This is a genomic window from Caballeronia sp. INML3B, assembly GCF_023631305.1.
Lineage (GTDB): Bacteria > Pseudomonadota > Gammaproteobacteria > Burkholderiales > Burkholderiaceae > Caballeronia > Caballeronia turbans.
Map to the genome: position 1 here is coordinate 113194 of NZ_JALQDI010000040.1, position 15166 is coordinate 128359.

The 15166-nt window shown below is 65.5% G+C and carries 8 protein-coding genes; 1 reads left to right on the forward strand and 7 read right to left on the reverse strand.

The window, feature by feature from the left end; translation table 11 throughout:
- Positions 1-16 precede the first annotated feature (16 nt).
- Both NCS58_RS16055 and NCS58_RS16060 read right to left on the reverse strand, forming a co-directional pair.
- A complete protein-coding gene (locus NCS58_RS16055; RefSeq protein ID WP_061116000.1) occupies positions 17-1513 on the reverse strand; it encodes an acetyl-CoA hydrolase/transferase family protein in 1497 nt (498 codons plus the stop codon).
- A gap of 220 nt (positions 1514-1733) precedes the next feature.
- Positions 1734-3875 (reverse strand): FUSC family protein, encoded by a 2142-nt coding sequence (locus NCS58_RS16060; protein ID WP_250477343.1) that lies wholly within the window; start codon positions 3873-3875, stop codon positions 1734-1736.
- A 133-nt stretch (positions 3876-4008) separates the two neighbouring features.
- Between NCS58_RS16060 and NCS58_RS16065 the strand changes: the two genes are divergently transcribed.
- Positions 4009-4968, forward strand: coding sequence for a LysR family transcriptional regulator (locus NCS58_RS16065; protein ID WP_061115998.1), 960 nt, complete (start codon positions 4009-4011; stop codon positions 4966-4968).
- 1 nt (position 4969) lies between these two features.
- On the opposite strand, the gene NCS58_RS16070 is transcribed toward NCS58_RS16065, so the two are convergent.
- From NCS58_RS16070 to bcsZ, 5 genes are all read right to left on the reverse strand, one after another.
- A complete protein-coding gene (locus NCS58_RS16070; protein WP_061115997.1) occupies positions 4970-5653 on the reverse strand; it encodes a Fe2+-dependent dioxygenase in 684 nt (227 codons plus the stop codon).
- A gap of 53 nt (positions 5654-5706) precedes the next feature.
- Positions 5707-7953: a TonB-dependent siderophore receptor gene (locus NCS58_RS16075; RefSeq protein ID WP_061116120.1), complete on the reverse strand. Its 2247-nt coding sequence runs from the start codon at positions 7951-7953 to the stop codon at positions 5707-5709.
- Between the two features lie 441 nt (positions 7954-8394).
- Positions 8395-9381, reverse strand: coding sequence for a LysR family transcriptional regulator (locus NCS58_RS16080; RefSeq protein ID WP_061116119.1), 987 nt, complete (start codon positions 9379-9381; stop codon positions 8395-8397).
- A gap of 77 nt (positions 9382-9458) precedes the next feature.
- Entirely contained in the window at positions 9459-14030 is a 4572-nt protein-coding gene (locus NCS58_RS16085) for a cellulose biosynthesis protein BcsC (RefSeq protein ID WP_061115996.1), read from the reverse strand.
- Positions 14024-15166, reverse strand: a complete 1143-nt coding sequence (gene bcsZ / locus NCS58_RS16090) for a cellulose synthase complex periplasmic endoglucanase BcsZ (protein WP_061115995.1) — start codon at positions 15164-15166, stop codon at positions 14024-14026. The genes NCS58_RS16085 and bcsZ overlap by 7 nt, the downstream gene beginning before the upstream one ends.

The following is a 15166-nucleotide window of genomic DNA, read 5'->3' on the forward strand; positions in this document are numbered from 1 at the left end:
CGTGCGCGACTACGCTTCAGCGCAGCATCGAACCGCTCGCCGCAAAGCGCGAGTGAAACGAAAATGCCTGGTCGAGACGATGCGGCGTGTGCCCACCGAGCGCTGCTGCATCGCGGTAATAGTCGCGCAACAGCTCGCGATAAAGCGGGTGCGCGCAGTTCTGGATCACGCTCATGGCGCGTTCGCGTGGCGCGAGGCCGGTGAGATTGGCAAGCCCGCGCTCGGTCACGACGATATCGACATCGTGCTCGTTGTGATCGCAATGGGGCACCATCGGCACGATGCTCGAAATGCGTCCGTCCTTCGCGACGGATTTCGTTGCGAACACGGCGTAGGCCGCATTGCGCGCGAAATCGCCCGAGCCGCCGATGCCGTTCATCATGTGCGTGCCGCCGACGTGCGTCGAATTCACGTTGCCGTAGATGTCGGCTTCGAGCGCCGTGTTGATCGCGATGAGACCGAGACGCCGGATGACTTCAGGATGATTGCTCACTTCCTGCGGCCGCAACACGAGCCGTTCGCGATAGCGTTCGATATCGCCGAACACCTTTTTCTGCCGCTCTGCGGACAGCGTGACCGACGCGCCCGATGCAAACGCGGCCTTGCCGGAATCGAGCAGATCGAAGGTCGAGTCCTGCAGCACTTCGGAATAGATCGTCAATGCTTCGAACGGCGACGCCGCGAATCCCGACAGCACCGCATTCGCGATCGTGCCGATGCCCGCCTGCAATGGCGGCAATTGTTTCGGCAAGCGCCCGCGCGAGACTTCATGCTGGACGAACTCGATCAGATGCCCGGCGATCAAAGCGGTGTCTTCGTCGGCGGGCAATACGGTGGACGCGCTGTCGGGCGTGTCGGTGATGACGATGGCGGCGATCTTGTCGAGTGGAATCTCGATGGCCGCGGCGCCGATTCTGTCCTGCGGGCTTACGATCGGAAGCGGCTCGCGCTGCGGCCGGCGCTCGGGAATCCAGATGTCGTGCAGGCCTTCGAGCGCGGCCGGCTGCGCCAGATTGATCTCGACGATCACGCGTTCGGCAAGAATTGCGAAGCTCGCGGAATTGCCGACGGAAGTCGTCGGCACGATGCCGCCCGTCTCCGTGATCGCGGCGGCTTCGATGATCGCGAGATCGAGCTTGCCGAGGCGATTCGCGCGCAGCAGCTCGACCGTTTCGGACAGGTGCTGGTCGACGAACATCACCTCGCCGCGGTTGATCGCGCGGCGCAACGTGGTATCGACCTGAAACGGCAGGCGGCGCGCGAGCACGCCGGCTTCGGTGAGGATGCGATCGGTGTCATGTCCGAGCGACGCGCCCGTCATGAGCGTGATGCGCAACGGTTCATTGTCCTCGCGCGCGCGCCGCGCGATTTCGAGCGGCACGGCCTTCGCGTCGCCTGCGCGCGTGAAGCCGCTTGCGCCGACGATCATGCCGTCGCGCACGAGTCGGGCCGCTTCGGCGGCCGAGGTGATCTTCCCGCGCAATGCGGCACAGCGAATACGGTCTTCGTACATCGACGTCTATCTTCCAGAGCTTCGTTTAACCGAAGGCGATTATAGGTAGCGCGCTTTACTGTTGAAATCGCAACGTTGAAAGACATTGTTCCAATGCCGTGTCACTTTGCGCTTGGTCTAGTCGGATGCACGTACGAGCGTTTCAACCCGCCGTAGCGGTGCGGCAAATCAGCGCGCCGACGTTGAACCGACTCCACTATAGGGCGCGCGATGCCGTGAATTAATCGCTTCGCCAGGAAGGCACCTTTTCATGCGATGGAACGAAAGGCGCATCGGAATCGACAAGCGCGGTGCGGATGAAGTGCAGGCACGCGAGCACGCGCTGCATGCCGTTGCGCGCATCGCGGTCGGCGCGCGCGAATTCGAGCATGCTCTGCGCGATCAGGATCGACGCTGCGACCGAACCGATCGCGCGACGCAGCGTCGCGCTGTCGGGCGTGCGAAACAGCACGGCGATATCGCGCAACACGCGCGCGAGCGAGGTGATCCACGCGATGCGCAGTGCATCGGGAAAACGCTGTGCATGCAGCGCACGCGCTTCGTGCCGCAAGTCGATCGTCGCTTGCCCGACTTCGAGCGTGACGAGCATCCATGAGAGCGCATGTCGATGCTCGCGCGAGCGCCGCGTGAGCACGCCGCGCAACTGCGACATCAGATCGTGCGTGCCCGAGTGAAAGCGCTCGGCGAGCCCCGCGAGCTTGCCTTCGCACGCGAGCGCGGCCTGCGCACGCAGCTCCGCGAGCGTCTTGCCGACGAGCCACGGCGTGCGCGGCGGCACGATGATCGCGCATGCGATGGCCGCCGCGAGCATCGCGACGAGCACCGCGAGGCCGTTGTTGAGCAGTAGTGCCGGATCGTAGACGATGCGGTTGTCGGGCGCGGCGAGCAGGCAGAAGAACACGCAAAAGCCGATGCCGTATCCGGCGGTGGCGGCGCGCATCGCGAGAAATGCGCCTGCCGCGAGCGGCGCCGCAAGCATCGCGCACAGAAGCGGGAAGCCATCGATGGCGGGGTACACGTGACATAGATACACGTAGCCCGTGACCATCGCGAGCGCCACGCCAGCGGCCATCTGCGCGATGAACTTCGACGGCCGCGCCGATGCCGACGACAATGCGCAGGCCAGCGTCGCACCGATCACGGCATAGCCGCCGCTCGGCCACGCCGTGACGATCCAGAACCACGCGGTCGCGGCGATCACGATGCCGGTGCGCATGAACGTCGCGGCAAGTACGAAGCCGTTGGTTTTTGCTTCATATCGCGAGGCGGAGCGATCTTTCAGGCGCTCGCCGTTTGCGATCGATACATAACGGATCGTATCGGCGATGAAGCGGTACAAAAGCTCCGCCGACGTCGTGAAGTCGAGTTGTGTCGCATCGTCGGTGTGTGCAAGGCGGCGCTGCGCATCGCGCAGGCGCGTCGGCAGCGTCGTCTTGTAGCGTTGCAGATGCACGTCCGGCGATGCGCGTTCGAAGAGGCGCGCGAGTTCTTCGAGGAAGGGCATGAGTGCGTCGTGTGCGCATCGCGTATCGTCGTTGGCGTGCAGGCGCCTGATCGACTGATCGAGTGCATGCAGGCGCGCGCACGCATCCATGAAGGCGCTGTTCAGTCGCGCGAGCTTGCCGTTGTGCTGGCGCATCGTAGGCGACTCGTATGCAGCGAAGCCGCGCGTCGCTTCGAAGCCTACGATCTCATCGACGAAATCCGCGAAACGGCGATCTCGCGCGCGGCGCGAGAGACGGCCGCACAGTACGTCGGCCGCGAATCGAGCGAACTGCGCGTGACGCGCATCGAGCGAGCGCATGAGCGTTGCGCTGGCATGGCGCGGAAAGACGAGCGCGCTCACCACGCTCGAACACACGATGCCGAGCATGACTTCCGCGCCGCGCGTGAGCGTCGCGATCAGCAGGCCGTTCGGATCGGTGACGGCGGGAACGCCGATCAGCGCGGCGGTATAGCCCGCGAGCACGAAGCCGTACCAGCGGAACTGGCGGTAGCGCACCGCGAGCGCGGTGCAGGACGCGGCCCATATCGTCAGCGCGAGCGCATAGAGTTCCGCCTGTTGCACGAACACCGCGCCCAGAACGAGTGCGGCGAGCATGCCGAGCATCGTGCCCGCGAAACGATAGACGCTCTTTGCGAGCACCATGCCGGAGAAGGGCTGCATCAACACGAAGGTAGTCGTCATCGCGACGCGCGGCTGCGCCAATTCCAGACGCATTGCGATGCCCATCGCAATGAACGCGGCAAGCAGCGTCTTCGCGAGATGCAGCCAGACATGTCCATCCGTAGCGAACCAGTCGCGCGTCGACAAGCGTGCTTCCAGAAACGACATGCGGTCCGCCGATATGCCCCTGCTCATGAAGGCGCCGATTGTAGGCAAGGTGCCTTGCCGGATTAATGTGGGAATCAGGGAACATTCTTTCCTGATTCGACAACAATCGTTCGCGCGCGAAGGCGGACAATAGCGCCTTCGATGTCATTGTTACGGTTTGATGGATACCCTACAGAACATGCGGGTCTTCACCCGCGTGATCGAAGCCGGCAGCTTTACGGCTGCCGCACAGTCGATGAACTCGACAACGGGCGCAATGTCACGCGCCGTCTCCGAACTCGAAGACCATTTGCGCACGCGCCTCATGAACCGCTCGACGCGGCGTCTCGCGCTCACGTCGGCGGGCGAGCGCTATCTGAAGCGCGTGCGGCAGATTCTCGCGGACATCGACGGCGCCGAAGAAGAAGCGAGCTGCGCGCATGAACATCCGTCGGGCACGCTGCGCATGTTCAGCTTCGCGAGCGTCGGACAGCATTACATCCTGCCTGCCATCGCCCGATATCGCGCGCTGTATCCCGATGTGAAAGTCGAGCTCACGCTGTCGCAGCGCATGCCTGATCTCTTCGAAGGCAGCAGCGACGTGGCCGTCGTGTCGGCGGGTGCGTTGTCGGACTCGGAAGTCATCTCGCACAAGCTGGGCGCGACCTTCAGCATTCTGTGCGCGTCGCCCGGCTATATCGCCTCGCGTGGCGCGCCGCAGGTATCGGCCGATCTCGCGCAGCACGATTGCCTCACCTTGCAGACGCCCGCGTTTCCCGCGCGCGAATGGACGCTCGAAGGGCCCGAGGGCCGCGAGACGTTGCAGATCAGCGGCACGGTGCAGGTGAACATCGCGGAATCGCTCGTGGTCGCGATCCGCGAAGGCATGGGCATCGGCATGTTGCCGCTCTATGCGGCGATCGAGGGCCTGCGCGATGGCTCGCTCGTGCGCGTGTTGCCGCATCACACGTTGCAGCGCACGAATCTCTATGCGCTCTATGCGTCGCGCAAGTTCGTCGATGCGAAGACGCGCACGTGGGTCGAGTTTCTGCGCGCGCATCTGCCGGACGTGATCGCGCGCGACGAAGCCTTGCTCGCGGAGGTCGGGCGGACGTCTTCGAACGTGCTGCGCGTGGCGTGATTCACGTATCGCTCCACATGCGCAGCAGGTTGTGATAGCAGCCGACGAGCGAGCGCTTGGCGGCTTCGTCGCCGTTGGTCGCGTTCAGGCGTTGAATGGAATTGTCGAGATCGAAGAGCAGCGCGCGTTGAGCGTCGTCGCGCACGAGGCTTTGCGCCCAGAAGAAGCTCGATACCCGCGCGCCCCGCGTGACGGGCCGCACCTGATGAAGACTCGTCGCGGGATAGACGATCGCATGGCCCGCGGGCAGCTTCACTTCCTGAACGCCATAGGTATCTTCGATGATGAGCTCGCCGCCGTCATACTCGTCGGGCGGCGTGAGAAACAGCGTGACGGACACATCGGTGCGCACGCGCGCGCCATGGCCGGGCACGATGCGGATCGCGCCATCGACATGACTGCCGAAATGCATGCCGCCTTCATAGCGATTGAAGAGCGGCGGATAAACGCGATTGGGCAGCACCGCGCTGATGAAAAGCGGATGGCGTTCGAGCGCGCCGACGATCGCATCGCCCATTTCGAGTGCGATCGGCGAGCCTTCCGCAATCTGCATGTTGCGCTTGACCGGCGCGCCCTGATAGCCCGCGGTCGCGCGGCCATCGACCCATGCGTCGCTGACTTCGAGGCGCGCGCGCATCGTGGCCGCGTCTTCAGGGCTCAGCACGTTCGGTATCGAGAGGATCATTGTTATTGCCTTCGCGAACGCGCGCCGCGTATCACGGCGCGCTCGCATTCACATCAACGGAAGCGGTAATTCAACGTCGCGATGAACGTGCGGCCAAGACCCGGCACCGCGCGTCCGCCGTCGGACGGAATCAGGGCGTCGTAGTACTTCTTGTCGAACATGTTCTGCACGTTGAACTGGATATCGTAGCGCTTCTGATGATACGCGGCCATCACGTCCCAGCGCACGTAGCCGCCCACCTGGACCAGATTGTTGTTTGCCGCATAGCGCGACGACACATACGACGGCCCGCCGCCCACCTGCCATGCGGGCGTGAAATCATACGTGGTCCACAGCGTGAGCATGTGATGCGGCGTGTTGGCGAGCTGGTTGCCCGTGGTGCCGTCGAAGGCCTTCTGCACCGTGCCGTCCATGTACGTGTAGCCGCCGAACATCTGCCATTGACGCGTGATGTGGCCCGCAACGCCCAGTTGATAACCCCGCACGCGCACGTCGCCGTCGAGCGTGTATTCGCCGGTCGATGTCAGCGTGCGCGCGTTGGTCTTGTCGATGTTGAAGAGCGATTGCGTGATCGACAGTCCGCCGTTCAACAGATCCCACTTCGAACCGATTTCATACGAGCGGTTGTGTTCCGGCGGCGTGTTCTGCTGGCCGTTGGTGAGCGTGAGCGCCTCCAGCGACGGATTGAACGACGTGCCGTACGACACGTAGTACGACTGCCAGTCCGTCGGCTGCCACACGACGCCGGTGCGCACGCTCGTGAAGTAGTTCGTCTGGGTCGCATAGCCCGGCGCGTTGATCGAGTTGTTGATGGCTGCTTCGTAGCGGTCCCAGCGCACGCCGCCGATCCACTTCCAGTGCTCGCCGATCGAGATCGTGTCGTTCAAATAGACGCCGATGCCGTTCGCGCTCGACTCCGCGAGATTGGTCGCCACCTCGCGATAGTTCGACGGACGCGGCACGTAGGCGGGATCGACGAGCGGCACGATCGCGAGCGTGTTCGACGGCAGGCCCGGCGTGGTCGCCGTGAAGCTCTGGTTGCTGTACGTTTCGTGGCTGAGATCGACGCCCGCGAGCATGTCGTGCTTGAGAAAGCCCGTCGCGAACTTGCCCTGGATGTCGGTCGTGTTGTAGACCGAGTGATCGTTGATGTTGCGGTCCTTGCCCTGCAATCGCACGAAGAGCGACGACAGCGGCAGCGTCGTGTAGTTGCCGTTCGAGAGCGCGGGCGATGTGCCAAGCGGCCCCGTCAGCACGGCCGCGGGATTGGTCGCGCGCGCCTCGGTGCTGTAGTGGCTGAACTGTGTCTGGTTGCGCAGCGTGAACATGTTGTCGAAGCGATGCTCCACGCGCGCGTTCACCGTCTGCACGTCCTGGATGGTGCGGTCGTCGGTGAAGCCGTAGAACGTCTTCGTGTCGACGGGCGCCGGGTGGCCGTTCAACGGCGGAATGCCGTAGTCGGGCTGATCGCGGTTGTGCTGGATCAGCGCGGAGAGCGTCACTTGCGTCGGCGTGCCGATACCGAACTTCACCTCGGGCGCGATGCCGAAGTCCTTGTTGATCATCTCGTCGCGCGTCGAGCCGAGCGACTGGCCGAACGCGTTGACGCGGAACGCGGAAGTGTCCGTCATCGGCTGGTTGATGTCGACCGTCGTGCGATAGCGATCATGCGTGCCCGCTTGCAGCGAGACATCGGCGCGCGGTTTCAGGTTCGGCTGCTTGCTGACCTGATTGATCACGCCGCCCGTCGAGCCGCGCCCGAAGTACAGCGACGACGGGCCGTACAGCACGTCGATCGATTCGAGGTTGAAGGTGTCGCGATAGTACTGGCCGCGATCGCGGAAACCGTCGAGATAAATGTCCGTGCGCGCCGAGAACCCGCGCAGATTGATGTTGTTGCCGATCTGACCGCCTTCGGCCGCGCCGAGCGTGACGCCCGGCACGTTGCGCAGCGCATCGGAGAACGAGCTGACCGCCTGCGAGTTCAGCACCGCCTTCGGCACCACGACGACGTCCTGCGGAATGTCGCGCAGCGCAGTCGGCACCTTGGCGCCGACGCTCGACATTTCCGGCTGAAAATCCGGCGTGTCGGCCTGGCCCGTTACTTTGACGGCCGGCAGGGCAGCGGTTTCAGGGGCGGTGACGGCCGAAGCGTCTTGGGGCGGTGCCGCTTGCGCGACTTGCGACGACGGAGCGTTCTGCGGTGCGGCTTGCGGTGCGGTTTGGGCGTACAGCGGCGCGGCCATGGGCGCCGCGACAATAGTTACCAATGCCGCGGCAAGCGGCGTCTTTCTCAACATGTCGTTTCCCCGATGCTTGTTAGTGATATCCGAATCGGCAGCGAAGCGGGTTTTCGCGTGCCGATGTTCGATCGAACCGAGATCGAAGCGCAGCGGCGAGGCCGGCGGGCAAGGACCGGCGCGCCCTGTGAACGCTGTCGCGACGGGCGTCATTGAATGTGCCGGACATCGCGATTCGGTTAAATGCGAATCAGTATCATTACACGTCTTAGAAACATTTGGAAAGAAACACTTATAGACAACAGGCTTTTTTGCCGGCGTCCGTGACGTTCCGACAACGAAAAAATGTGTGGAAGATGCCGGTTTTCGCGTTGAGTGATAAGCCTGCGAACGCCGGTGGATAAGGGTTTCGAGTAGAGAAGCGGGCGCGCATGGCGCCGGATTCGACCCAACCCGGTTGCGGGTAAAAGTGGCGGTGGCTTTTTTACCGTGCCGCGACGCTTAATGCATCGACAAGGCGATTCGCGTAAGCGTCAGAACCCCGGCGACGGCGGATGTGACGAGCGCGTAAGGACCATGCGTCAATTGCTGCTTCAGGAAGTCGATGCACACGCGGATCTTCGCGGAATGCGACGAGCGCGCCGACGTCACCGCCCACACATCCGCGCGCTGCCGGTAAGCCGGCAGGACGGGCACGAGCCTGCCGTCCTGCAGGCTGGCGGCGACGTCCCAGATCGAACCCATCACGATGCCGAAGCCGTCCTTGGCCCATTGCCGCACGATGTCGCTGTGGTTCGAGGCGATCGGCCCGGTCACCTTCACGCTTTCTTCGCCATTGGGTCCGGAAAGACGCCAGACGCCGAAGCGCTGATCGCGTCCGCGAAACAGCAGGCAGTCGTGCTGCGCGAGCTCGGCGAGCGTCTTCGGCGCGCCGCGCCGTTCGAGGTACGCGGGCGCGGCGGCGAGCACGCGAAAGCTGTCGACGATCTTGTGCGCGATGAGATGCGGCTCCACGACCTCGCCGACGCGAATGTCGATATCGAAGCTCTCGCCGATGAGATCGACGCGCCGGTCGAGCAGTTCCAGCCAGATCTCCAGCCCCGGATGACGCTGCCTGAGCAACGTAAGCGCAGGCGATACGTGCTCGCGTCCGAGCCGCAGACTCGTGCCGATGCGCAGCAGGCCGCGCGGATCGTCGAATCCGGCGAAGGCATCGGCCATGCCTTGCACGTCGTCGATGATCTTTTGCGCCCATTGAAAGGCCGCTTCGCCGTCGCTCGTGATCGAGACGCGGCGCGTCGTGCGCGTGAGGAGCCTGACGCCGAGGCTCGTCTCCAGCATCGCGATGCGCTTGCTGACGTGCGCGGGCGAGATGCCGGTCTCGGTGGCCGCGGCGATGAAACTCGAGCGGCGCGCGACGATGCAGAACAACTGCAGGTCGCGCAGAAACTGGTCGTTGTTCGCGATGAGGGCGCTTTGTGTTTTCATTCGGCTGATTCCGCTGGCGCGCTGCGCTTGCGGCAGCAGGTTCACGCCTGGACGCAAGCGCAGCGCGCGCAAGAACATCAGTTCGACAGCGACAGATACGGCGAGCTGAACGCCTGCGGCGGGAACGCCGGCTGCGCGACGCTCTGACGCGTGAAGCTGTAGCGCACATACACCGCGGCGAGCCACTCGCGATACTGATAGGCGTTGCCGAACGATGCCGTCGCCCCGAAAGCGAGTTGCGGCGCAAGCTGGTATTCGCCCGTCGCACTGAGCGAGTACGACACGCCCGTCTTGCTCTGGCCGGGATAGACCGCGAGCGCGTCCGGCGTGGCGCCCGAGCTTGCGGCGCGCGCCTGATACGTCGCGTTCGTCGGAAAATAGTTCGACTCGTCCTGACGATAATGCTGCACGCCGATCGAGCCCTTCAGATCGTAGGTGAAGAGCCCCGTACGCCCCGCGTATTCGACCGGGAAGTTCAGGATCACGTACTGCTGCGGGCTGAAGTAGCCGCCTTGCCCATACGTGAAGTACGACAGGTTCTTGTCGTAATGCATGAGCGTCGTGTTCGCGCCGACGGTCAGCGTCTGGTCCGCGTCCTTCAAAAGGCGCGTATAGATGCCGCCGCCGCCTTTCACCGCGTTGTTGGTCGCGACCTGGTTGCCGTCGAGAAACTGATACGCCGCGTTCAGATAGACGCCGCTCGTGCCGTCGTCCCAGCCGAGGTCGGCGCGTGCGCCCGTCGATGTCACGCCGCCCCATTCGAGGCCGGCGCCCTGATCGCGCGCGCCCGCGTAGGAGAGCAGGCTGTCGGTCACGGCGCGGCGGGCGACGGCGAGCGAGTACGACACCTTGTCGCTAATCGCGTTCTGATACTGCAGTCCGCCGACGACATTGGTCTCGCGAAAGCCGAGCGGCGTCGTGCCCACATCGCCCTTGAAGTTGCGATTCTCATAGCCGAGCGAGAGGCCGACGCCCGTCGCCGTCTGCGATCCGTAGTTGTTCGTCGGCGGATTGGCTGTCGCGCCCAGACCCGATCCGAAGCGCGCGAGGGTGTTCGGCTGGCTGCTCGCGGTGCCGGCATCCAGCGTGACGGGCGTTGCGCGCACGATCACGTGTCCGTTGCCCGCCTTGATGCGGCCTTCGATGGGCGCTTCGATATCGGTCAGATTGGAGAGGCCGTCCTCGCCGTCGCGGCTGCGGAAGATGAGACCGCCCGAGACCGTGCTCGCCTGCTCGCGGTTGATCTGCGCGAGTTCTTCGGCGACGCCCGCCGTCTGCGAATTCGCGAGCGGCACGGGAACGCCGCCCGCGCTCATCGTCGCGGCGGCGGCGGCGCGCTGTGCGGGCTGCGCCTGCGACGGGTAATACGGCTGCGCGTAGCCTGCCGGCGGCTGCGGGATATACGGCTGCTGCGCGTACTGTTGCGGCGGCGGCGCGTAATAGGGCTGCTGGCCATATGGCGCCTGCGCGTACTGTTGCGGCTGCGGCGGCGCGCCGTATGCGTAGGGATCGGCGGGACGCGCGGGCGTCGTCTTGCGCGATGACGTCTGCTTCTTCTTCGTCGTGCCGGCTGCGGCCGGCGGCGCGTAGGCGTTCGACTGCGCCTCGCGCGCGCCGGGCGACATCGGCCAGGGCGCCGTGTACGGGTCCTGGGCGGCGTAGGGCGCCTGCTGCGGATAAGGCTGCTGCTGCGAATACCCCGGCTGTTGATACGGCTGCTGCGGATACGGCTGATACGCAGGCCGCTCCTGATACCCCTGCGCCGGATACGCACCGGGCGTCCCCGCATCCTGTCCCGGATAAGGCTGCAACGGCGCGCCCGATTGCCCCGAGCCGTACATGTCCGGGCCGTATCCGCCGCTCGGCGCCGAACGCGGCACGGCATTGGGCATCGTCGCCGGAGCGGAGGAAGGTGCCATATAAGGTGTCGTATAAGGCGCGGGCTGAGGAGGCGGCAGATAGGTCGGCACGGGCTGCGAATAACTCTGAGGAAGGGCCTGACGATAAGACGCGCCCGATGCGAGCGCCGGATTCGACGCCGTATCGACGGCCGTCTTGCCTTCGAACGGGTTGGTGCCGGGCAGCGGATTCGAGCCGATGCGGCTCATCGCGGTTTCCCAGCCGGGCGGAACATTGCCGCGACCCTGAGCGGACGCGACCGGCGCCGGCGTATTGGCGGCGATGAGCGAACGCTGCAGGAACTGCGCGGCGAGATCGAGCTTGCCTTGCGCGCGATACATCCGGCCGATCGCGGCGAGCACGCCCGGATCGTTCGGCGCGGCCTGATACGCCTGGTTCGCGTAGGTCTCGGCCAGCTTGAAATCGCGCACGCCGCTCGCGGCGGACATCGCGGCCGTCTGCAGGCCGATATCCTCGGGACGGCGCGACAGCGCATTCTGATAACAGGAGAGCGCGTTGCGGTCATCGCCCGCCGACGTGTACATGCGTCCGAGCGCCGCTTGCAGATCGGCGTTGTCGGGCATCGCGGCGAGCCACGGCGCGATCACGTCGTAGGCGGCGGCGAGATCGCCTTGCCTGCGCACGGCATCCGCTTGCGCCACGACGATCCCCACGTTCAGATTGTTGAAGTCCGCGCGCTGCTGCGTGGTGAGCGGCATCGACTGAAGCCGGCGCATCACGGAGCCGAGTTCGGCTTGCTGCTGCGTCGCCGACAGGATCCCCGCGTATTGCAGCAACAGGCCGGTGTCGTTCGGCGCACTGGCCATTGCCCCGCGCACGAGCGAAAGCGCCCGCCCCGGATCGCCCGTCTTGACATACGCCGATGCCACCGCGCCCATCAGTTCGGCGTTGCCCGCCGCGACCGGCTCGGCATGGCGCAGGATCGCGAAGGCCTGCTGGCGCTGGCCCGCGGCGGCGGTGCGCGTCGCGAGTTCGGCTTGCTGTTGCACCCACAGGCGATGCTGCAACGCGGTCATCGCGGGCGTGCGCTGCGCGACGGGAATGCGGTCGAGTTGAGCGAGCCCGGCCGACCAGTCCTGCGTTTCGGCGGAGAGCAACGCGCTCGCGTAGAGCGCGTCGGTCATGTCGGGATGCGTGGCGAGCAGGCCGTCCATCATGCTGCGCGCATTGCCGAGCGCGCCCTGACGCACATAGATGCGCGCGAGGTCGAGCCGCAGCCAAGGATCGTCGGGATTGTTGAGCAGTGCGTCTTCGAAGAGGCTGCGCGCCGCCCCGAGATCGCCACGCGCTTCGGCGGCGCGCGCCTGCGCGGCCTGCGCTTCACCGCGCAGCTTGTTGATGCCGCCGGCCTTGGCCTGCTGCTCCGCGTTCAGGCGATTGGCGAATTCGAGCGCCTCATCGCCTCGACCTTGCGCGGCCAGTGCGCCGACGAGCCCGCGGATCGCATCGGGATTGTCGGCCTGACGGCGCAGCGCCATGCGATACGCCTGTTCCGCGCCACGCGGATCGCCGTTTGCGAGCAGCATTTCGCCGAGCAGCACCTGTGCGGTGACATCGGATGGATCGGCCGCGATCGCGCGCTCGAAGAGCGCCTTCGCCTGCGCGATCTGGCCGTTGCTGCGCGCGCCGATCGCATCGCTCGTATAGGTCCAGTAGGTCGCGCTCGTGAGCGCGTCCTTCCAGCGCGCCGGATTGCCGGCCCGCGACGCACGTTCGAGATACGTGCGCGCTTGCGCGAAACGTTCCTGCTTCAGGGCCGCGACGCCCATGCCGCCTAGCGCGTCGGCATCGTTCGGGTCGCTCGCGAGCACCGACGAAAAGCGTGCGCGCGCCGTCACGAGATCGCCGCGATCGAGCGCGGTAAAGCCCTCCGCGACGGTGCGCCCGCGCGCATCGACCGCGGCGCCCGCCTGCGCGCGCTCGCGGGCGGACTTGTCCTGCTGAACCATCGAATCGAAGCGCGCTTTCACGGCGGCGTCGTCCGGCGAGACTTGCAGATAAGCCTGATAAAGCGGTGCATCCGATGCGCGCGCGCCGAGCCACAGGAGCGCCTGCCGCCAGCTCTTTTTCGCCTCCGCGCCGACGGCGCTATCGCCCGACAGCTTCGCGAGCCGTGCGATGCCGTCGCGCCGCGTCGAATCGCGATAAGTCAGATGCTGCGCATACGCGAGCTGATAGCGCGGATCGTCGGGATTCTGGCGCGCCAGTTGTTCGAGGCCGCGGCGCGCTTCGTCCCAGCCTTGCGGCGTGGCGGCGAGCGCCTGGTAGTACTCGAGCTGAAGCTCGGGCGTCGCGGGCTTGCCTTCGATCGCGCGCTTGTATTCCTGCACGGCCGATGCGCTCTGTCCGCTCTGCGCGAGACGCCGCGCGTCGTTGACGGTCTGATCGCGCGAGCTGGTTTCGCCCAGACGTCGGCCGAGCTCGTCGATGTTCGGATAGTTCGGCGCGACCTGGCGCAACTGCGCGAGATACTGTTGCGCGCCGCTGCCGTCCTTGCGGTCGGCGAGCACCATGCCCATGCCGAAGAGCGCGTCGGGCTGTTTGGGATTGATGCGCAGCACCTTCTGCCACGCCTGCTCCGCGAGGTCGCCGCGCCGGTGCGCCTGCCAGTATTTGCCCTGATCGATGAGCACCGTGAGCGGATCGGTCGCGGCGGCCTGCGCGAAGGCCATCGACGGCGCGGCGCAAAGCAGCGCCGCGATGACGCGTTTTCGAGCCCGGATCAGCATGCGCTTCTCCAGTTCGGCAAGAGACGGCCGTTTTCATCGAAGCGGTAGCGCCCGTCGATGAACCCGCCGCCGAACAGACCGAGCACGCGGTCGTAATAGACCGGTTCGCGTCCCGCACCCGGCGGCGCGACCAGCGCGTCGAGATGAGTGCGCGCGAGGCCCAGACCGCGCTCGTCGTTCAATGCCTTGAAGTAAGGCGCGAGCGCGCCCCAGTACGACAGCGGACCTTCGTCGCTCGCCGCGCCGCTGATGGTCGATACTTTCTCCGGCGGGAAACCCGTCTGCGCGACGCTCTGGCGCATGCCGCCAAGCGCATCGAGCCATGGGCGCGCAAGCGGATCGCTCGCCGACGCCATGCCGGCCCACAGATAGACGCGGATCGCGTCGTAGCTGCCGACATCGCCGTTCTTCGGATCGACGACGAACTGGCCGTTCTGGTAAGCCGCCCAGTCCGGCGCGTAGCCCCGCGGCGACGTGACCCTGATCATCTTCGCGGCGTTTTGCGCGAGCTTCGTCCACGGGCCGTCGGGCATTTCATGCGCGAGGCCGCGCAAGAGCGGCAGCGGCAGATAGCTCGGATTCAGGCGCGTGACATCGCCGGTGCGAAAGCCTTGCGGCCCCGGCAGGAGCATCGGGCCGAGGCCGGGCAGATCGACGATCTCCTGCTTCACGATCTGCGTCGCGAGCGCATAGGCGAGCTTCGTGTACATCGGCTCCTTCCACAGCCGGCCGGCCTGGAAGAGGTCGTAGGCGATCCACAGATCCGAGTCGGAGGCCGGGTTCGGATCCATCACGCCGAACGAGCCGTCCTGTTTCTTGCCCCATTGCCAGGCGGGCAGGCGCAGGCTGTTGGAATCGAACTGATTGGCCGACAGATTCGTGCGCGTCCAGCCGAGCAGACGGTCGAAGGTCGCGCGGTCGTTCGCGACGAGCGCGAAGAACATCGCATACGACTGGCCTTCGGACGTGGTTTGCAGCGCACCGGTCGAGCGGTCGATCACGCGGCCATCGGCCTGCACGACACGCTCGACGAAGAGGCGATACGCGGGCCAGCCGCATTGCTGCGCCGCCTGCGTGCTTGCCGCGGACGCGGCGATGACTGCACCAGCGAAGAACCTGGCGGTGGATACCCGCAT